Annotated in this window: 20 protein-coding genes; 8 read left to right on the top strand and 12 right to left on the bottom strand. The window is 52.3% G+C overall.

The window, feature by feature from the left end; genetic code table 11:
• Nucleotides 1–13: 13 nt before the first annotated feature.
• A complete protein-coding gene (epd, locus tag OGV77_RS12855) occupies nt 14–1,042 on the bottom strand; it encodes an erythrose-4-phosphate dehydrogenase (protein WP_008785759.1) in 1,029 nt (342 codons plus the stop codon).
• 374 nt (nt 1,043–1,416) lie between these two features.
• Here epd and OGV77_RS12850 point away from each other — a divergent pair, with 374 nt between their 5' ends.
• Genes OGV77_RS12850 through OGV77_RS12830 form a run of 5 tightly spaced genes read left to right on the top strand, consistent with a single transcriptional unit; the run spans nt 1,417 to nt 4,495 of the window.
• Nucleotides 1,417–1,842, top strand: a complete 426-nt coding sequence (locus OGV77_RS12850) for a PPC domain-containing DNA-binding protein (RefSeq protein WP_043017528.1) — start codon at nt 1,417–1,419, stop codon at nt 1,840–1,842.
• Between the two features lie 24 nt (nt 1,843–1,866).
• A complete protein-coding gene (locus tag OGV77_RS12845; RefSeq protein ID WP_003027040.1) occupies nt 1,867–2,445 on the top strand; it encodes an ECF transporter S component in 579 nt (192 codons plus the stop codon).
• A complete protein-coding gene (locus OGV77_RS12840) occupies nt 2,446–3,153 on the top strand; it encodes an energy-coupling factor transporter transmembrane component T (RefSeq protein ID WP_087051211.1) in 708 nt (235 codons plus the stop codon).
• Nucleotides 3,141–3,818: an ABC transporter ATP-binding protein gene (locus tag OGV77_RS12835; protein WP_080626127.1), complete on the top strand. Its 678-nt coding sequence runs from the start codon at nt 3,141–3,143 to the stop codon at nt 3,816–3,818. The genes OGV77_RS12840 and OGV77_RS12835 overlap by 13 nt, the downstream gene beginning before the upstream one ends.
• On the top strand, nt 3,812–4,495 hold the full coding sequence (locus tag OGV77_RS12830) for an ABC transporter ATP-binding protein (RefSeq protein ID WP_075145652.1): 684 nt from the start codon (nt 3,812–3,814) through the stop codon (nt 4,493–4,495). Before OGV77_RS12835 ends, OGV77_RS12830 begins: the two co-directional genes overlap by 7 nt.
• Here the strand turns inward: OGV77_RS12830 and OGV77_RS12825 are convergent.
• The 7 genes from OGV77_RS12825 to tkt all read right to left on the bottom strand — a co-directional run bounded on the left by OGV77_RS12825 (nt 4,452) and on the right by tkt (nt 12,112).
• Nucleotides 4,452–5,162: a nucleoside/nucleotide kinase family protein gene (locus tag OGV77_RS12825; RefSeq protein WP_087051210.1), complete on the bottom strand. Its 711-nt coding sequence runs from the start codon at nt 5,160–5,162 to the stop codon at nt 4,452–4,454. The genes OGV77_RS12830 and OGV77_RS12825 overlap by 44 nt on opposite strands.
• Nucleotides 5,159–5,668, bottom strand: coding sequence for an MltR family transcriptional regulator (locus OGV77_RS12820; RefSeq protein WP_016154381.1), 510 nt, complete (start codon nt 5,666–5,668; stop codon nt 5,159–5,161). The genes OGV77_RS12825 and OGV77_RS12820 overlap by 4 nt, the downstream gene beginning before the upstream one ends.
• A 15-nt stretch (nt 5,669–5,683) precedes the next feature.
• Nucleotides 5,684–6,655 carry a class II fructose-bisphosphatase gene (glpX, locus tag OGV77_RS12815; RefSeq protein WP_087051209.1) on the bottom strand — a complete coding sequence of 324 codons (972 nt, stop codon included), beginning with the start codon at nt 6,653–6,655 and terminating at the stop codon, nt 5,684–5,686.
• The gene (locus OGV77_RS12810) at nt 6,652–7,929 is read right to left on the bottom strand and encodes a zinc-binding dehydrogenase (protein WP_075145650.1); all 1,278 of its coding nucleotides are present in this window, start codon (nt 7,927–7,929) and stop codon (nt 6,652–6,654) included. Before OGV77_RS12810 ends, glpX begins: the two co-directional genes overlap by 4 nt.
• A gap of 25 nt (nt 7,930–7,954) precedes the next feature.
• On the bottom strand, nt 7,955–9,334 hold the full coding sequence (locus OGV77_RS12805) for a PTS mannitol transporter subunit IIBC (RefSeq protein WP_047408864.1): 1,380 nt from the start codon (nt 9,332–9,334) through the stop codon (nt 7,955–7,957).
• Nucleotides 9,335–9,361: 27 nt separating this feature from the next.
• Complete coding sequence (gene cmtB, locus OGV77_RS12800) at nt 9,362–9,805, bottom strand: PTS mannitol transporter subunit IIA (protein ID WP_043017536.1); 444 nt, start codon at nt 9,803–9,805, stop codon at nt 9,362–9,364.
• Nucleotides 9,806–10,120: 315 nt separating this feature from the next.
• Nucleotides 10,121–12,112, bottom strand: a complete 1,992-nt coding sequence (gene tkt, locus OGV77_RS12795; RefSeq protein ID WP_043017537.1) for a transketolase — start codon at nt 12,110–12,112, stop codon at nt 10,121–10,123.
• 279 nt (nt 12,113–12,391) lie between these two features.
• Between tkt and loiP the strand changes: the two genes are divergently transcribed.
• Entirely contained in the window at nt 12,392–13,150 is a 759-nt protein-coding gene (gene loiP, locus OGV77_RS12790; RefSeq protein WP_043017538.1) for a metalloprotease LoiP, read from the top strand.
• Between the two features lie 186 nt (nt 13,151–13,336).
• On the opposite strand, the gene speB is transcribed toward loiP, so the two are convergent.
• The 4 genes from speB to yqgG all read right to left on the bottom strand — a co-directional run bounded on the left by speB (nt 13,337) and on the right by yqgG (nt 16,802).
• The gene (speB, locus tag OGV77_RS12785; protein WP_005123314.1) at nt 13,337–14,257 is read right to left on the bottom strand and encodes an agmatinase; all 921 of its coding nucleotides are present in this window, start codon (nt 14,255–14,257) and stop codon (nt 13,337–13,339) included.
• 142 nt (nt 14,258–14,399) lie between these two features.
• On the bottom strand, nt 14,400–16,376 hold the full coding sequence (gene speA, locus OGV77_RS12780; RefSeq protein WP_072033361.1) for a biosynthetic arginine decarboxylase: 1,977 nt from the start codon (nt 16,374–16,376) through the stop codon (nt 14,400–14,402).
• An 8-nt stretch (nt 16,377–16,384) separates the two neighbouring features.
• Nucleotides 16,385–16,516, bottom strand: a complete 132-nt coding sequence (yqgB, locus tag OGV77_RS12775) for an acid stress response protein YqgB (protein ID WP_049041971.1) — start codon at nt 16,514–16,516, stop codon at nt 16,385–16,387.
• A 91-nt stretch (nt 16,517–16,607) separates the two neighbouring features.
• Nucleotides 16,608–16,802, bottom strand: a complete 195-nt coding sequence (gene yqgG / locus OGV77_RS24855; RefSeq protein ID WP_072033362.1) for a small protein YqgG — start codon at nt 16,800–16,802, stop codon at nt 16,608–16,610.
• Nucleotides 16,803–17,414: 612 nt separating this feature from the next.
• On the opposite strand from yqgG, the gene metK reads away from it, so the two are divergent.
• Together metK and galP are read left to right on the top strand one after the other, a co-directional pair.
• Nucleotides 17,415–18,569 (top strand): methionine adenosyltransferase, encoded by a 1,155-nt coding sequence (gene metK / locus OGV77_RS12765; RefSeq protein ID WP_003027071.1) that lies wholly within the window; start codon nt 17,415–17,417, stop codon nt 18,567–18,569.
• 400 nt (nt 18,570–18,969) lie between these two features.
• Nucleotides 18,970–20,364 (top strand): galactose/proton symporter, encoded by a 1,395-nt coding sequence (galP, locus tag OGV77_RS12760; protein ID WP_003027074.1) that lies wholly within the window; start codon nt 18,970–18,972, stop codon nt 20,362–20,364.
• The last annotated feature ends 36 nt before the right edge of the window (nt 20,365–20,400 follow it).

The following is a 20,400-nucleotide window of genomic DNA, read 5'->3' as shown; positions in this document are numbered from 1 at the left end:
GTTTTGTCGACGCTCAAGCGTCGAGCCTGAAACCAATAGCAGCCATCGCTAACGTTGTGTCGAGCATACGGTTAGCAAAGCCCCATTCATTATCACACCAGACCAGCGTTTTGATCAGGTGAGCGCCACTCACGCGCGTTTGCGTACCATCAACGATGGCGCTGTGCGGGTCGTGGTTAAAATCTACAGAGACCAACGGTAATTCCGTATAGTCAACTATACCATGAAATGCACCTTGTGCTGCTTTTTGCAGCAACTGGTTGACTTCACTGGCTTTTACTGGTTTTTTCACCGTCACGCTTAAGTCGATCGCCGTCACATTTATGGTCGGTACACGCACCGCTATCGCTTCAAAACGATCGTTAAACTGCGGGAAAATTCGCGTGATGCCCGCCGCCAGTTTGGTATCCACCGGAATAATCGACTGACTGGCCGCTCGCGTGCGACGCAGGTCGGGATGATAAGCATCAATAACCTGCTGATCGTGCATCGCGGAGTGGATCGTGGTGACGGTACCAGACTCAATGCCGTAAGCATCATCCAGCAATTTAATGACGGGAATTATACAATTCGTGGTGCAGGAGGCGTTGGATACAATTCGGTGCTCAGCGCGCAGCTGATCCTGATTAACGCCATACACAACGGTTGCGTCGATGTCGTGACTGCCAGGATGTGAAAAGAGCACTTTTTTTGCACCAGCGGCAATATGCGCCTCGCCGTGTTCGCGGTTGCCGAAGACCCCCGTACAATCCAGCACGATGTCGACACCCAGTTCGCGCCATGGAAGTGCATCGAGTGTTCGCTCATGCAGAATGCGAATCGCGTCATCGCCAACAATGAGCTGGTCACGTTCCTGACGAACATCCCAGGCAAAACGTCCATGGCTGGTGTCATATTTCAACAAATGCGCCATGCCTGCAGCATCGGCCAGTTCGTTGATTGCCACCACGGTGATTTCCGCCCGACGCCCGGATTCATACAAAGCACGAACCACGTTGCGTCCGATGCGACCGAAACCATTAATCGCTACGCGTACGGTCATAGGTCTCCTGCAAGGATTTCTCAGAAACGATGTGGCTGACAGAGTAATGCAGCAAATCGCTCAGGGAAACCTTACCTGTCGCAAACTGCGACTAATTGGTTAATTGTCGAACATTTAATCGACTGAAACGCTTCAGCTAGAATAAGCGAAACGCGGAATAAAAGGAATGATTGTCCAGCAACAGAACACAGTTATCTGACTTACGTCACATTTTAACGCCCTTCAGCGCTAAATTTATTCCATATTCCAGAATTACGAATAACCGTAGCAAGATTATTTCGTTGCCATGTCACAAATCCTGATTTATATCAGGAAGCTCCCTAGCCCGCGTCTATATTATCAGCGCTACGTCCGAGTCTCGGAGTCCCTCAACTATGGCTATATTCTATCCCCCATCATCTGAAGCTCGCTTTCATGCGCTGCGGTTATTACCCGGTCAGGAAGTCTTTTCAGCGCTACACGCTTTTGTACAACAACATCAGCTACAGGCTGGTTGGATAGCGGGTTGCACCGGCAGTCTGAGCAACATAGCCCTGCGCTTCGCTGGACGCGAAGAAACCACGTTACTCACCGATTCGTGGGAAATTATCTCTCTGAACGGCACGCTGGAACTTACCGGCGAGCATCTCCATCTGGCGGTTGCCGACCCGCGCGGCGCGATGCTGGGCGGCCACATGATGCCGGGCTGTACCGTGCGCACCACGCTGGAACTGGTGATTGGCGAGCTGACGTCTCTGGCATTCAGCCGTCAGCCCTGCGCCGTTTCCGGTTATGACGAACTGGTTATTTCATCCCGCTAACGTTTTACTTGAAAGAGGTTTTCTATGGCGCGTCGCCAATTTTCCAGCCAGTCTCTGGTACTGATTGTCATTGCTATCGCCATCAATATGGTCGGTGGGCAGCTTATCAGCATGCTGAAACTACCTATTTTTCTCGACTCGATTGGTACCTTGATTAGCGCAGTGCTGCTAGGTCCAGTGGTGGGGATGCTCACCGGATTACTCACTAACCTGTTATGGGGGTTACTGACCGATCCGATCGCCGCCGCCTTTGCGCCCGTCGCCATGGTGATTGGACTGGTCGCCGGTTGGCTGGCGCGGGCGGGATGGTTTCGCACCTTACCCAAAGTCGTTGTCAGCGGTGTGATTATTACGCTTGCTGTTACCCTCGTTGCCGTGCCTATTCGCACGACCCTGTTTGGCGGCGTTACCGGCAGCGGTGCCGATCTTTTTGTCGCGTGGATGCACTCGGTCGGTCAGAACCTGGTGGAGTCCGTCGCCATCACCGTCATCGGTGCGAATCTGGTCGATAAAATCCTCACGGCAATCATCGTCTGGGTACTACTCCGCCAGCTCCCGCTGCGCACAACGCGCCATTTCCCTACGATGTCTGCCGTGCGCTAAATGCACCCGTTTACGTCGTTAACTCTGTGGGCACTCGCCGCCTGCTCCACGCTCCTGCTGCCAACCGGAGCGCCGCTTAGTCTGTACAGCGCCGCGACGTTTGCCAGTTTGTTGTGTATGAAGGCTACGCGGTCGCGGGCGAAATACGTACTCTGGCTGATGATCCCCTTAGGACTGGGGCTATGGCTGGTGCACGGCGGATGGCTTACCGAATGGCTCAGCGGACAACCACGCACGCCAGAACGTTGGGCCGATGCCATTACGCTCTGGCTGCGGATCCTAGCTATTGTGTCAACATCGCAGATATGGATGCAGTACGTACCGGTTTCGCGTTTTATACGCGCCCTGTTTGCTTCTCGGCTGCCGCCAGGTGTGGCCTACCTGTTTGCCGGGCCGTTGCTGGTCGTTGAACAGTTCAAACGCCAGTTGGCGATTATTCATGAGGCCCAGCGCGCACGCGGCGTACCGCTGGATGAGTCCTGGTACCAACGTTTATGCGCCATGCCAGCATTGATTGTTCCGCTTACCCATAACGCACTCAATGATTTAGCCGTCCGCGGCGCGGCGCTCGATATGCGAGGATTTCGCCTGCATCGCTCACGCACCACGCTGTGGGCGCCGCCAGACAGCCCCCTGCAGCGTCTGGCTCGCTACGCCATGATAGTTCTGATGATGGTTGAGACAGGAGTCTGGATTTGGTTACGTTAGAACAGTTTCGCTATCTTCCGACGCATGCCGCGCGGCCCCCCGCTTGCTACAATTTCCACTATGCCGAGCCCGGAATGGTAGCTATTTTTGGCGATAACGGCAGTGGGAAAAGTACGCTGGCACAGCTGATGGCAGGCTGGTACCCCGATTTCCTGCCCGGAGAAATTGAGGGCACAGGAACGCTGCTGGGTACCCCCATCGGGAAACTGTCACTGGTCGAGCAGTCGAGTACTGTCCAGCTTGTACAGCAGTCACCTTACCTGCAGCTTTCAGGTTGTACATTCAGCGTAGAGGAAGAAGTGGCGTTTGGTCCGGAAAATCTCTGCCTTACCGAGGCCGAAATTATGAAGCGCATTGATGAAGCCCTGACGCTGACGGAATGTCAGCCTCTGCGCCGTCGTCATCCTGGCACGCTTTCCGGCGGAGAAACCCAGCGGGTGGTGATTGCCAGCGCGCTCGCCATGCAGCCGAAAATATTGATTCTGGACGAAGCATTCAGCCGCCTGACAGCGCAGGCGACTGTGATGCTACTCAAGCGACTGCAACAATGGGCGCAGGAACAGCATGCTTTGGTGGTGCTTTTCGAACGCAATCATTCCCCTTTTCTCAGCCATTGCCAGCAGGCGTGGCAACTGCGCGATGGAGCATTGTCACCGCTATGCTAACGTTAAACCAGGTCAGCTATCGCTGGCCGAACGCCGCCGATGACTGCCTGTGCAATATTTCACTTGAACTCCATGAAGGGGAATGGCTGGCGCTTACAGGCGATAATGGCGCCGGTAAATCTACGCTGCTGCGTATTATGGCCGGGCTGCTATTTCCGTCTTCTGGCTCAGTAACGGTACAAAACCGTCCGATTGCGCAACTGAAAAACCGGGAGCGCGCCAGGGCGATCGGCGTGCTGTTTCAGGAGGCGGAAAATCAAATCTTTCACAGCAAGGTAGCAGAGGAAGTGGCTTTCGGATTACGGCTACAGAAGCTCCCGGTAGCTGAGATTGCGCAACGTACGTCGGCAGCACTGCAGTTATGTCAGCTAGAGGACGTTGCCGACGCACACCCACTGGATCTGCATACTGCTCAACGACGAATGGTTGCCGTCGCCAGTCTGGAAGCACTCGCGCCCGCGATTCTACTGCTGGATGAACCCAGCCGGGATTTTGATGCGCACTGGCTTGGCGTCTTCGAAAACTGGCTGGCGGTATGTCGTGCGCGTGGTACAAGCATTGTAGCGATCAGTCATGACGCGGCGTTTACGCAGCGTCATTTCTCGCGCGTGGTACGTCTACACAATAAAAATATCATACAGCCCGATATGCACCATCGACCGTCATCTCCAGCATAAAGTTTGCTGACCGACTCCCATCCAGTACCCGACGAACATTCGGTCCGTCGGTACGCTCATAAAACGCCTCAGCGTCAGCTTGTGAGAGTCCACCAGCCAGTTTACGACCTACCAGTCGCATGCGCAGCGCATTGGCGGGGGCGCGAATAAACAACGAGCAATCACAAAACTCAGCTAACGCTCGCCACCTTTCGTCATCGCGCAATAACCAGTTTCCTTCCACAATCACGATCGGTGCCGTCACGGTGATGGCCGCTTCTACCGGATCGTGCTTTTGCCGATCATATTGCGGCCAGGATCCTTCCCCTTCCTTTATCTGGCGTAGATTCTGCGCAAGCTTATCCACATCAAAGGTTTCCGGCGCACCTTTGTATGCCCGCAGGTTATGGACATCCAGCCAGGTATTATAGTGATGGAAGCCATCCATCGGCAGCGTCTGGATCTCCGGCAGATCAGGATCCTGATGGGAGAGATATTCCCAGAAGGTGGTCAGCGTCGATTTCCCCGTACCCGGCGGCGCGCTAAGAAAAACAATCGTTCGTCGCTGCGGGTTAGTGGCGTGTATTTTTGCCAACTGATGCAATAACGGTTTATGAACGTTCTCTATCTCATCATCATGGTAATGCGCTTCAACTTGTAGCCCATTCACCGTTAGTTCGATTTTCACGGCGTTAATTCCTTTAAAATCGCCGTTACTGCCAGCGTCATTGCCGTCTTGACCATGGCGCTAAAGCGCACTTCAGACCACGCAGCAAAGTCGGCAAATTTCATCGACTCCAGCGCACCATAAAGGGTCGCATTGCGGGTGATACTGTTCACGTTGCTGACAAAATCCCAGGTAATATCATCGGCAAAACCGGGGATATTATCCTGCTCGTTCAGGTACTGATAAAACTGAGAGAAATGGGTGATGTCGGCATAAAGCCATTTATCCATTTTTCCCAGCGCATAAATCAGTCGTAACGCAACGTCGATATCGTCAAGCGGTCCACTCTGGGCGAGTAACGGCTTCACTGCATATTCCACGATTTCTTCATCGTTATTAACGAACAGCGACGGTAAAAAACGCTTAATGCCCTGGAGCAAAATGTTATGTGCCGTCGTCATAAACGAGAGTAAATTATTTTGAGCATCCAGTTGCTCAAGCACATCGTCTTCTGTCAGCGTCGTCATTAGTTATCCGATAAATCACCATGAATGCAGAGAGTCTATTATATTACACGTTCGATCCGCGCCACCGATCAGTAAAGTTTGTGTGCGCACACCATTTGCAACCTGTTGGATCCCTTTAACAAGATCGCCGCCTGTTACCCCCGTCGCGCTGAAAAGGATCTTATTTCCCCCTACCAGTTCGTCAAGCGCATAGATACGGTTGATTTCAACGCCCATCTCCGCACAGCGCTGACGTTCCTGTGTTGCAATCAGGCGATGATCTGCGCTATCTCCTTTCGCTTCGCAAAAATCAATCAGCTCAGCCTGCATATCTCCCCCCAGCGCTTTAACCGCGCAGGCCGAAATAACCCCTTCAGGCGCTCCGCCAATGGTATACATCAGATCATAAGGATTCTCCTGCATACAGGCCAATACGCTGGCGGCCACATCGCCATCGGGCAGAGCAAAGACTTTGACGCCAAGCCGCGTCGCCTCGGCAATCGCTGATTGAAGACGCGGTTTATCCAGCGTCACCATCCGCAGTCGATCCAGCGGTTTGCCCAACGCCTCAGCCACATTACGCAGATTGTCTGCCAACGGCAGCGCCAGATTAATCGCCCCTTTTGCAAACCGATTAACAACCAGTTTTTTCATGTACATATCAGGAGCGTGTAACAGTGAACCTCGAGGTGCAAACGCCATGACGGCCAGCGCATTGCTTTGACCCATCGCCACCATTCGGGTTCCTTCAATAGGATCGACGGCGATATCTACCTCAGGTCCGGTATCGGTTCCCACTTCCTCGCCAATCCACAGCATCGGGGCTTGATCAATCTCCCCTTCGCCAATGACGATTCGTCCACGGATGGCAATACTGTTCAATGCTTCACGCATTGCCGTCACCGCCAGACCATCAATCTTGTTTTTATCGCCGCACCCGGTTTGCGGCCAGGCTGCCAGCGCAGCCTGTTCCGTGATACGAAATAGCGGCCATGCCAGCGACATCATATCGCCGCCTCCCCGATATCAACGCCAAAGTGTGCTAAAAGGTATTTTTCTGCCTTTTCATTCCAGATACCGTGCGTCTCCTCCACCAGCAGCGCCAGTTCTTTGAATAATGGGTCCGTTTTCCCTTTCTCCGCAAAATCAGCAATGGCGGTCAGTGGCATGGTAACGCCGTTGTATATCAGCTTTTTACCGCCGGGGATCGCAGGTAAGTTCAATACGGTGTGCGGAACCGCATCAAGGCCGCCAATGTGCGTCACCATAAACGACGGTTGCAGTTGGCCAGTTGCACTGAGCGCAATAGCCTCTTTCATATCATCCGTGGAACCGCCGGACGTTCCGACAACGTGAGTACTGTTGTAGTGCACGTTATAAAAGTTAAACGGCACTTTGAAGTTACTGTCCGTAGGGCCGGCAAAGAAATTCAGGCAGCCATCTTCCGCAAGTAAATCATCAGCCATTTCAATGACGGCTGGCACTGCCGCATACACAAAGACATCATCAAAACCTGCGTCATTGGTAAGAGCACGCAGCATCGCGGTCGGAGAATCCATGCCTGTAGTATTCACATAGATAAGCTCAATCCCCTTTTCTGCCGCTAACTCAACCGGCAACAGTTTTTTAGCCTGCGCCAGCCGCGCTTCGTCAATGTCGACCACCACCACACGTGACGGCTGAATGTTGCCGTTAATGGCATAATCTATAGCGCCAATCCCCATCGGCCCGGCGCAGGCCAGAAGCGCAATGCTTCCCCCCGGCTTAATCCCCATACGGTGCTCATAAACGTAAGGCGTGGTGTGAAAATTCGCGTTATAAGCGCCAATAATGCAGCACATCGGCTCCGCCAGGGATGCTGCGGCAAAATAAGAACCGTGGTACGGTAAAACACAACCCAGATTAATCGCCACCTCCGGGATAATCATATATGTCGCATTACCGCCAAAATATTCGTAGCTGTATCCCGCTGAATAACCGCTTGGCAATCCCATCGCGGGTTGCAAAACAAAACGCTGGCCTTTCTTATATTTATCCGTCAGGTTTTTTCCAACCTCAACGATGATACCTGCACATTCATGCCCGGTAATAACCGGATGGTTTTCCAGGTCATCCGGTACGCGTTTATGATCGCTCCCTAATGCCGCCGCTTTCCAGGTAGATAAACAAACGCTATCGGATATTACGCTTACTAACAATTCATTATCTGTAATTGCAGGCAGCTCAAACTCGCGGATACGAATATCCTGCTTGCCATAAATGGCAGCAACTTTCGTTTTCATATTCACTCCATAAAATAGAATAAGGCTAGTTCGCCGTAATGCGTTTAAATAAATCGTCTAACAGTGGGTCACCAATATAGTTCTTAATCAGCACTAATGGCTTTTCGCTTACACGTTTAACACGACCTTCAAGACTGGCATGGGTGACAATAATATCGGCATCTTGTGGAACATTTTCGATGGCATAATGTGTCACGTTAATATTTAATCCCGCTTTCTCCAGACGTTTACGAAACGTGGTTGCCCCCATCGCGCTGGAACCCATTCCCGCATCACAGACAAAAGCAACGCGTTTAATATTTTTATAAGAGAATTTACCTTCCTGCTTCATCGCTTTGACGGCTCTGGCTGACTCAGCAAAGTCATCCTCACTTTCCGTTTCGACGCTCTTTTCCATTTTCAGGATTACAGAGGTAATAACAAAAGTCACTATTGTACCCGCAGTGACTCCTGCTATGGTCGCGAGGAAAGAACCTTTGGGCGTTAATGCCAGATAGGCGAATATTGATCCAGGGCTCGGACCCGCAACTAACCCACCGTCCAGCAGGTGGAATACCCACGTCCCGGTCATTCCCCCGGCAATCATCGCAATCAGGGTCAGAGGCTTCATCAGCACATACGGGAAATACAGTTCATGAATACCGCCGAGAAAGTGGATAATCATGGCGCCTGGCGCAGACTTTTTACTCATCCCTTTGCCAAAGATTGCAAAGCCAAGTAACAGACCTAACCCTGGACCTGGGTTAGATGCCACCATGAAGAAAATCGATTTTCCCGTTTCTGAAGCTTGTTGCATTCCCAGCGGATAATATACGCCCTGATCGATAGCATTATTCAGAAAAAGGATTTTCGCCGGTTCATTGATTACGGATAGCAACGGCAGATAACCCGCATGAACCAACGCTTCAATACATTCCTTCACAAAATTATTAGCAATGAGGACCGCCGGGCCAATGACTTCGAACCCCAGCAGGCATAACAGCATTCCCGCAATACCAAGAGAGAAGTTATTGATAACCATCTCGAAACCTGCAGGAATGCGTTTTTCCAGCAGACGATCGATATGCTTAATCACCCAGCCACCAAGCGGTCCCATCACCATCGCGCCAAGGAACATCGGGATATCCGCGCCGACGATAACGCCAATAGAACCAATGCCCCCCATTACTGCGCCACGTTTCCCGCCTACCAGATGTCCCCCTGTGGAGCCAATCATGACGGGCAGTAAATAGGTAATCATCGGACCGACAATTTTGGCGAAATGCTCATTCGGCATCCAACCGGTAGGAATAAACAATGCGGTTATAAAACCCCAGGCAATAAACGCGCCGATGTTGGGAATGACCATGGCAGTCAAAAACCCACCAAAAGCCTGGACTTTGGCACGAGCAGACTTGTTTTCCATAATAATGTCCTGAAAGGAAACTGTGAATTATGCGTGGGCGATAATATCCGCCAGTTGTTTTTCTGATTTAGCTGATAACAAAGCGGTTAGCGCTTCCTCTTCACATAACAATTCACTTAAAGCCTGAATAGCACCAATATGTGAATCAGCATTTGCTGCCGATAATCCGATTAATAATCTGATACCTTCATCATCTTCGGCAAATTTTACTTCCTGTTTGAGAAGCGTTAATGACATTCCGGTCTTTAATGCACCACACTCTGGGCGAGCGTGTGGCATGGCAACGCCAGGGGCTAAAATATAATAAGGTCCATTGTTAACCGTTGAATCTTTAATGGCCTGAATATAATCTGAATTGACATAATGATTGGCGAGTAAGGATGACATAGAAAAGTCAATTGCCTCCTGCCAGTTCTTTGCTGAATTTTTTATTGAGATAGATGATTCTGGAAAGTAATCAATCAGCCGCATACATTTTCCTTATTTTATTTTTAGGGTACGAGTTAGCGTTAAAAATAAAATACGCGCACGGCAAAATGAAATCAATTGAGGAGAAAAATACAGTCAGCGCAGAATGTTTTTTGATGAGGCCTTTAAAAACAGATGGTTAAGGAGTTAAAAATAAAAATCAATACTAATTATGTGACATCGCCTGCAAATACCAAACAAGGATAAATATCATATTTGTGACTCAGATCTACAATGAAAGGTTGCACAGGGATAAATAAACATCCTCTGATTAAAAAACGGGTCGCCTGAGCGACCCGTTTTTACCTGTAATCGAAATTACAGCAGTTCTTTTGCTTTTGCGACAACGTTGTCGACGGTGAAGCCAAACTCTTCGAACAGCAGCTCTGCCGGAGCAGACTCACCAAAGGTGGTCATACCGACGATAGCGCCGTTCAGGCCCACATATTTGAACCAGTAGTCAGCGATACCAGCTTCCACTGCAACGCGAGCGGAAACCGCTTTCGGCAGTACGGACTCGCGATAAGCGGCATCCTGCTTGTCGAACGCGTCGGTAGACGGCATGGAAACCACGCGCGCTTTAACGCCTTCAGCCGTCAGTTTGTCCCATGCAGCCACAGCCAGCTCAACTTCAGAACCGGTAGCGATGAAGATCAGTTCCGGCTGACCGGCGCAATCTTTCAGCACGTAACCACCGCGAGCGATGTTCGCCAGCTGCTCTTCGGTACGTTCCTGCTGTGCCAGGTTCTGACGGGAGAGGATCAGCGCGGTCGGGCCGTCCTGACGCTCTACGCCGTATTTCCATGCCACGGCAGATTCAACCTGGTCACACGGACGCCATGTGCTCATGTTCGGCGTCACGCGCAGAGAAGCAACCTGCTCTACCGGCTGGTGAGTCGGGCCATCTTCGCCCAGACCGATTGAGTCGTGGGTATAGACCATCACCTGACGCTGTTTCATCAGCGCAGCCATACGCACCGCGTTACGGGCATATTCTACGAACATCAGGAAGGTAGAGGTGTATGGCAGGAAACCACCGTGCAGCGCGATACCGTTAGCGATAGCGGTCATACCGAATTCACGCACACCGTAATGGATGTAGTTACCAGCGGTATCTTCGTTGATCGCTTTAGAACCCGACCACAGAGTCAGGTTAGAAGGTGCCAGGTCAGCAGAGCCGCCAAGGAATTCCGGCAGCAGAGGACCGAACGCTTCAATCGCGTTCTGAGACGCTTTACGGCTGGCGATTTTGGATGGGTTAGCCTGCAGCTTAGCGATGAACTCGTTCGCTTTGGCGTCGAAATCAGCCGGCATTTCACCTTTCATACGGCGGGTGAATTCAGCCGCTTCCTGCGGGAAGGCTTTCGCATAAGCAGCGAACTTCTCGTTCCATGCCGCTTCTTTTGCCTGACCTGCTTCTTTCGCATCCCACTGCGCGTAGATTTCAGACGGGATTTCGAACGGCGCGTATTTCCAGCCCAGCTGTTCACGGGTCAGTGCGATTTCTGCATCGCCCAGCGGCGCACCGTGAGAGTCATGGGTACCGGCTTTGTTCGGGGAACCGAAACCGATGATGGTTTTGCACATCAGCAGGGACGGTTTGTCGGTCACAGCGCGTGCTTCTTCAACTGCGCGTTTAATCGCGTCAGCATCGTGGCCATCAACGCCGCGAACCACGTGCCAGCCGTAAGCTTCAAAACGCTTAGCAGTGTCATCAGTGAACCAGCCTTCAACGTGGCCATCGATAGAGATGCCGTTGTCATCGTAGAACGCAACCAGTTTGCCCAGCTTCAGCGTACCGGCCAGGGAACATACCTCGTGAGAGATACCTTCCATCATGCAGCCGTCGCCCATGAAAGCGTAGGTGAAGTGGTCAACGATGTCGTGACCTGGACGGTTAAACTGCGCCGCCAGCGTTTTTTCAGCGATAGCCATACCCACTGCATTCGCAATGCCCTGACCCAGAGGACCGGTCGTGGTTTCAACACCCGCGGTGTAACCCACTTCCGGGTGACCCGGAGTTTTGGAGTGCAGCTGACGGAAGTTCTGCAGCTCGGACATCGGCAGATCGTAGCCGGTGAGGTGCAGCAGGCTGTAAATCAGCATGGAGCCGTGACCGTTAGACAGCACGAAGCGGTCACGGTCAGCCCAGGACGGGTTAGTCGGGTTGTGGTTCAGGAAATCACGCCACAGGACTTCGGCAATGTCAGCCATACCCATCGGGGCACCCGGGTGACCGGATTTGGCTTTCTGTACTGCGTCCATGCTCAGCGCACGAATAGCATTGGCAAGCTCTTTACGTGAGGACATTTTGACTCCAGATCGGATAATGAAGGCCACGCCCTAAACGACTTGACGACAGCGCGTTTTGGGCTACGCCGGAAAAAAGTGCCAACAATGTAACCCAAGCCGCGTGTCATGTACATGGAGCATCCTTTTACCGCTTCAGAAATCTCTGGATCGTGCGCGCAAGTTGCGCAATCTTCTCGCCCGCTTATTGTTCTTTTCTTTATACTTAGGCCGGGCGTCGGTTCACCTGCAAACGACGCATTTTTTAGAATAATCCTGACTTTGTGCGGAAGAGAAAAAATGAAAATTCGCGCTTTACTGCTTGCTACGAGCATGGCGGCGGCATTGACCGGCTGCCAGAACATGGACTCTAACGGACTGCTTTCTTCTGGCGCAGAGGCTTTTCAGGCCTACAGCCTGAGCGATGCGCAGGTAAAAGCGCTGAGCGATCAGGCCTGTAAGGATATGGACAGCAAAGCTACCATCGCCCCGGCTGGAAGCGAGTACGCAACGCGATTGGGTAAAATCGCCGCCGCGCTTGGCGATAACATTAACGGCCAGCCGGTGAACTACAAAGTTTATATGGCGAAAGATGTGAATGCTTTTGCCATGGCGAACGGCTGTATCCGCGTGTACAGCGGCTTGATGGATATGATGACCGACAACGAAGTTGAAGCGGTGATCGGCCATGAAATGGGCCACGTTGCGCTGGGCCACGTGAAAAAAGGCATGCAGGTTGCGCTGGGTACAAACGCCGTACGTGCAGCGGCGGCGTCAGCTGGCGGCATTGTCGGCAGCCTGTCACAGTCGCAATTGGGCGATCTTGGCGAGAAACTGGTGAACTCGCAGTTCTCCCAGCGTCAGGAATCCGAGGCGGATGATTACTCGTATGATTTGTTGCGCAAACGAGGGATCAGTCCGGCAGGCTTAGCCACCAGCTTTGAGAAACTGGCAAAACTGGAAGCGGGACGTCAAAGCTCAATGTTTGACGATCACCCGGCTTCCGCAGAACGTGCGCAACATATTCGCGATCGCATGAGCGCAGACGGAATTAAGTAATCTTCAAACAGTGCCGGATGGCGGCGTGAATGCCTTATCCGGCCTACAGATTTCATCCCATTATCGGACGTAATTGGCGAAGTCAGTTTGGGCCCGGCCAGCGCACAGCCACCGGAGCGTACACGTAGTACGTGAGGATGGCGAGCACTGCCCGGACCCAAAATGACGAGTAAAATAGTCCGACTATTATTCGCCTTTCTTCGCCGCCTGAATATACAGCATTTCCAGTGCTAACGTAGCCGCCGCCAGCGCGGTGATCTCCGACTGATCATAGGCCGGAGCCACTTCAACGACGTCCATCCCGACGATGTTCAGATCTTTCAGACCACGCACCAGCTTAATCGCGCGGTCAGACGTCAGACCGCCGATGACCGGCGTACCGGTACCCGGAGCAAACGCCGGATCCAGGCAGTCGATATCAAAGGTCAGGTAGACCGGCATATCGCCAACAATCTGCTTAACCTGCGCAATGATGTCATCTACGCCGCGATCGTTCACCTGGCATGCGTCCAGCACGGTAAAACCGTTATCTTTGTCGAACTCGGTACGGATACCAATCTGCACTGAGTGATTCGGATCGATCAGACCCTCGTTCGGCGCAGTGTAGAACATGGTGCCGTGGTCGAATTCACAGCCGTTAGCGTAGGTGTCGGTGTGGGCATCAAAGTGTACCAGCGCCATTTTACCAAAGTGCTTAGCGTGTGCGCGCAGCAGCGGCAGCGTGACGAAGTGGTCGCCGCCAAAGGAGAGCATGCGCTTACCAGCAGAAAGCAGCTTTTCAGCGTGCGCCTGCAGTTTTTCACTCATTTCACGCGCATCGCCGAACGCATAAACCAAATCGCCGCAGTCCACCACGTTCAGACGCTCGCGCATATCGAAGTTCCACGGGAAGCGGTTGTGCTCCCACGCCAGGTTAGTGGAAACCTGACGGATCGCAGCCGGACCATGACGACCGCCCGCGCGGCCAGACGTTGCCATATCAAACGGTACGCCGGTGATCACCCAGTCGGCGTCGCTGTCGTACGGCATGAAGTTCATCGGCAGACGCAAAAAACCAAAGGCGTTAGAAACCAGGGAGTTGTCGTATTGATGACCTAAGGTGCTCATGTACTGACCTCTTTAAAAATCGATGAAAAAAAATCCCCTCCGCGTCGTTAAGCCCGACGAGGAAGGGATTGATTTACGTGACTACTTGTATTGCCGAATTATCGCCGTTAATTTGTACGGATTCAAGCGAACCCGCACAGCTTTACTCGTCTTCCAGATAGGTGTATCCGTACAGACCCGCTTCAAATTCTTCGAGGAACTGTTGCTGTAGCTCGGTATCCAGATCGGTGTTTTTCACCTGGTCACGGAACTGCGTCAGCAGGGTGTTTGGATCCAACTGCACGTACTGCAGCATATCCGCCACGGTATCGCCTTCGTCAGACAGCTCAACTTCTACGCTGCCGTCAGGGAAGACGAACACGTCAACCGCTTCGGTATCACCGAACAGATTGTGCATGTTGCCAAGGATCTCCTGATACGCCCCTACCATAAAGAAGCCCAGCATCGGCGGGTTCTCCGGGTCGTATTCCGGCATCGGCATGGTGGTCGCAATGCCATCACCATCAACGTAGTGGTCGATAGCGCCATCAGAGTCACAGGTGATATCCAACAGCACCGCTCGACGCTCTGGCGCCTGGTTCAGTCCTTCCAGCGGCATTACCGGGAACAGCTGATCGATCCCCCACGCATCCGGCATCGACTGGAACAGGGAGAAGTTGACGTAGATCTTATCCGCCATACGCTCCTGCAGCTCGTCGATAATCGGTCGGTGCGCACGGTTGCTTGGGTCGAGTTGTTTTTGTACATCGTGACACATGTTCAGATAGAGCTGCTCTGCCCACGCGCGTTCCTGCAGGCTAAAGGTGCCTGAAGAGTAGCCAACGTGAATATCGTGCAGATCCATCTGGCTGTCGTGCAGCCATTCACGCAGCGAACGACGGGTTCCCGGCTCGTGCATCTCTTGCCAGGTTTCCCACATGCTTTGCAGGGCACGCGGCGCATCGTCAGCCGGGGGCGTTGCTTCGGTGTGTTCGCTACGCTCAACGCCGATAATGTTAGACACCAGCACGGTATGGTGCGCGGTAACCGCACGACCGGATTCGGTGATAACGGTTGGGTGCGGCAGGCCGTGCTCTTCGCAGGCATCGCCAATGGCCCAGATAATGTTGTTCGCGTATTCGTTGAGGCCGTAGTTTACGGAACAGTCGGACTGCGAACGAGTGCCTTCGTAATCCACGCCCAGACCACCGCCGACGTCGAAGCACTGGATGTTCACGCCGAGCTTGTGCAGCTCAACGTAGAAACGGGCAGATTCACGCACACCGGTGGCGATATCGCGAATATTCGCCATCTGGGAGCCGAGATGGAAGTGCAGCAACTGAATGCTGTCCAGACGGCCGCGCTCGCGCAGAATTTCTACCAGTTGCAGCACCTGGTTTGCCGCCAGGCCGAATTTCGATTTTTCACCGCCGGAGGACTGCCATTTACCGGAGCCCTGCGACGCCAGACGCGCACGCACGCCCAGACGCGGAACAACATTCAGGCGTTCAGCTTCATCCAGCACGATAGCGATTTCAGACATCTTCTCGATGACCAGATAGACCTTATGGCCCATTTTCTCGCCAATCAGCGCCAGACGGATGTATTCGCGGTCTTTATAGCCGTTACACACGATCACGCTACGGGTCATTCCGGCGTGGGCCAGAACGGCCATCAGTTCAGCTTTAGAACCCGCTTCCAGTCCCAGCGGTTCGCCGGAGTGGATCAGCGATTCAATCACGCGGCGGTGCTGGTTGACCTTGATCGGGTAAACGAGGAAATAGTCACCGTTGTAGCCGTAAGATTCACGGGCGCGTTTAAAGGCGGCGTTAATCGAACGCAGACGGTGTTGCAGGATCTGCGGGAAGCAGAACAATGCAGGCAGACGCTGGCCCTGTGCTTCACGGGCTTTCACCAGCTCAGCAAGGTCAACGCGCGCTTCGGGTACGTCCGGATCCGGGCACACGCTGATGTGGCCCAGTTCATTGACGTCATAGTAGTTATTACCCCACCAGGCAATATTGTAAGTACGCAGCATCTTGCTGGCTTCCTGGGAACTCATTGCAACCTCCTGCATGGAGCGTAGTACACCGTGTTCGCCTGCTGACGAAGGCGAACCCAAAGAAATGTCGTCAGACATAGCGAACCTCAAATTTTATTAACAAGTGTAAAACAGTTGACTACTATCGCAATCCGAAGACGCGATAACAACCCAAATACAGGCAGAATTTCCAGCAGATAGTGCTGACGCTCCGACTGTGCGACCGGTTTCTTTTTCATATCAATGTAAACACGTAACCGAACTTAATGCTGACGGTTCGGCGAAACCACGAGAAAACTCTTGTTTACCAAGAGCGCCCTTGTTCAGTTCTTAGTGACCGTTACCGGCTCTTGAGTCCTGAGATACGCCGAGATGGGTACACACTTCATCCTTCATGCAGCCTCGACCAGCATGAATGATTTTGTGTATATAACATCGACAGGTATGCAAAGCAGAGATGCAGATTGCGGGGGACATATGTACACCAGAACGGTGCGACAGATTCAGCAGAATACAACGGTTCATTATCTCGTATCACCTCCACGGTTGCTCCTTACGGAACGAACCCACAAGCCAAAGCTAAAGTTTTAACCCGGCTGGAAGTGGCGACACGATGAAAACGTCGTGTGCTTTTGTCTATCCTAAATAATTCGAGTTGTGGGAAGGCGGCAACGCAGAGAGTCCCCGGGAGCTTACATGAGTAAGTGACTGGGGCGAGCGAGACAAATCCGTCAGGAACGGATTTGAACGCTGTCCACAGCGCCCATAGGGCGAGCCCCAGGGACGGGGCGAGTATTGCCAACGCACATGCAACTTGAATTATGACGGATATGAGCCGCGCGCCGCGTTTTATACCGACAACAGTACGAAAATGCAAAAGATAAATATGCACATTGCCAGCACCGTCAGGAAAAATTTCCAGTTTCATTTTCAGTACAATGCGACCTCAATCAAAAAAAGCTGGAAATCAGGCGAAGAACTGTCCTAAAATAGCCGTCCAGATGTTAATCCATCTATACCGATTAACACTCAGACTGCCAGTGTTCGTCATCTGCAGACTCATGGTAGAATCTTCTACACATGGCTATTCCACTCGACAGTTTGAGCTAACCAAATTCTCCTTAGGTGAAATTAAATATGGCAAAACACCTTTTTACGTCCGAGTCCGTATCAGAAGGGCATCCTGACAAAATCGCTGACCAAATCTCTGATGCTGTGCTGGATGCAATCCTGGAGCAGGATCCGAAAGCACGCGTTGCCTGCGAAACCTACGTCAAAACCGGCATGGTTTTAGTTGGCGGTGAGATCACCACCAGCGCATGGGTTGATATCGAAGAGATCACCCGTAACACAGTTCGCGAAATTGGCTATGTGCATTCCGACATGGGTTTTGACGCCAACTCTTGTGCGGTACTCAGCGCGATTGGTAAACAGTCTCCGGACATCAACCAGGGTGTTGACCGTGCCGATCCGCTGGAACAGGGCGCAGGCGACCAGGGTCTGATGTTTGGTTATGCAACCAACGAAACCGACGTGCTAATGCCTGCCCCAATAACCTATGCTCACCGTCTGGTGCAGCGTCAGGCTGAAGTGCGTAAAAACGGCACCTTATCCTGGCTGCGTCCGGATGCAAAAAGCCAGGTCACCTTCCAGTATGATGACGGCAAAATCGTCGGTATCGATGCAGTTGTTCTGTCTACTCAACACTCTGAAGATATCGACCAGAAATCGCTGCAAGAAGCCGTTATGGAAGAGATCATCAAGCCGGTGCTGCCGACTGAATGGCTGACCGCTTCGACCAAATTCTTCATCAACCCAACCGGTCGTTTCGTTATCGGCGGCCCAATGGGTGATTGCGGCCTGACGGGTCGTAAAATCATTGTTGATACCTACGGCGGTATGGCACGTCACGGTGGCGGCGCATTCTCTGGTAAGGATCCGTCTAAAGTTGACCGTTCCGCAGCCTATGCAGCCCGCTATGTAGCGAAAAACATCGTTGCCGCAGGCCTGGCTGACCGCTGCGAGATTCAGGTTTCCTACGCAATCGGCGTGGCTGAACCGACCTCTATCATGGTGGAAACGTTCGGTACTGAAAAAGTGCCTTCAGAACAGCTGACCCTGCTGGTGCGTGAGTTCTTCGACCTGCGTCCGTATGGCCTGATTCAGATGCTGGATCTGCTGCACCCGATTTACAAAGAAACCGCTGCTTACGGTCACTTTGGTCGCGAACATTTCCCATGGGAAAAAACCGACAAAGCCGCTCTGCTGCGTGAAGCTGCCGGTCTGAAGTAATTTCCCCCACAGCTCAACGCTTATAAGACCAGCTTCGCGCTGGTCTTTTTTTATGTCCTTTTCTCTCTCCTACCTCATTGTTAAAACAACCCTGATTTCCATTGCATTAAACAACAAATGAAAGCGATTACATAGCTCAGTATTTCTATCCACCTTGACTTAACACACCTTTACTACTAAAGCTGCATCACCGTTACATTATATTTCAGTATTGTCTTAAAATCAGGCAACCAACCTTTCCAGCTCTAAATAAATAATGTTAACTTTCAAATAATTAATCAATAATCCGTATGAATGCCAGTGTAACCGATTACACTAATGTGATGTGATTCGCATTTTTTTACCCCGTACTCACCTACCCTTAACATCAACAAAACTAGCTACCCAACCGGAGGGCATCATGCCTGACAATAAAAAAACGGGGCGTTCCAACAAAGCTATGACATTTTTTGTCTGCTTCCTGGCAGCCCTGGCTGGATTACTTTTTGGCCTGGATATCGGTGTTATTGCCGGTGCTTTACCTTTCATCACCGACGAGTTTCAAATTACCCCGCACACTCAGGAATGGGTGGTAAGTTCCATGATGTTTGGTGCGGCAGTGGGCGCCGTCGGCAGCGGCTGGCTCTCCTTCAAGCTGGGTCGTAAAAAGAGTCTGATGATCGGCGCAATTCTGTTTGTTGCCGGTTCGCTGTTCTCCGCCGCAGCGCCAAACGTTGAAGTGCTGCTGGTTTCCCGCGTCCTGCTCGGCCTGGCTGTAGGCGTTGCGTCTTATACCGCGCCGCTGTACCTGTCTGAAATTGCCCCGGAAAAAATTCGCGGCAGCATGATCTCTATGTATCAGTTGATGATCACCATCGGTATTTTAGGTGCGTATCTTTCCGACACAGCGTTTAGCTACAGCGGCGCATGGCGCTGGATGCTGGGTGTGATCATCATCCCTGCCTTGCTGTTGCTGGTTGGCGTCATCTTCCTGCCGGACAGCCCGCGTTGGTTTGCTGCTAAACGTCGCTTTGTCGATGCCGAACGCGTACTGTTGCGTCTGCGTGACACCAGCGCTGAAGCCAAACGCGAACTGGATGAAATTCGTGAAAGCCTGCAGGTGAAGCAGAGCGGATGGGCGCTGTTTAAAGAGAACAGCAACTTCCGCCGCGCAGTGTTCCTTGGCGTGCTGTTACAGGTGATGCAGCAGTTCACCGGGATGAACGTCATTATGTATTACGCGCCAAAAATCTTTGAACTGGCGGGTTATACCAACACCACCGAGCAGATGTGGGGAACAGTTATCGTTGGCCTGACCAACGTGCTGGCAACCTTTATCGCCATTGGCCTGGTTGACCGTTGGGGCCGTAAGCCTACGCTGATCCTCGGCTTTATCGTCATGGCCGTCGGTATGGGCGTGCTGGGTACAATGATGCACGTGGGGATTCACTCGGCTGCCGCACAATACTTCGCAGTGCTGATGCTGCTGATGTTTATCGTTGGCTTTGCGATGAGCGCCGGTCCGCTGATTTGGGTACTGTGCTCTGAAATCCAGCCGCTGAAAGGTCGCGATTTCGGCATCACCTGCTCTACCGCAACCAACTGGATTGCCAACATGATCGTCGGCGCAACCTTCCTGACGATGCTGAACTCGCTGGGCAGCGCCAACACCTTCTGGGTCTACGGTGGCCTGAACGTACTGTTCATCTTCCTGACTCTGTGGCTGATCCCTGAAACTAAAAACGTCTCTCTGGAACACATTGAACGTAACCTGATGAAAGGTCGTAAACTGCGCGAAATTGGCGCACACGACTAATCACGAAAGGCTTTCTCCCCCAGCGGGAGGAAGCCT

It is taken from the genome of Citrobacter sp. Ce129, from assembly GCF_030334545.1.
GTDB lineage: Bacteria > Pseudomonadota > Gammaproteobacteria > Enterobacterales > Enterobacteriaceae > Citrobacter > Citrobacter europaeus.
Note: the sequence above shows the minus strand (reverse complement) of the source record. Positions and strands in the feature narration are given on the sequence as shown.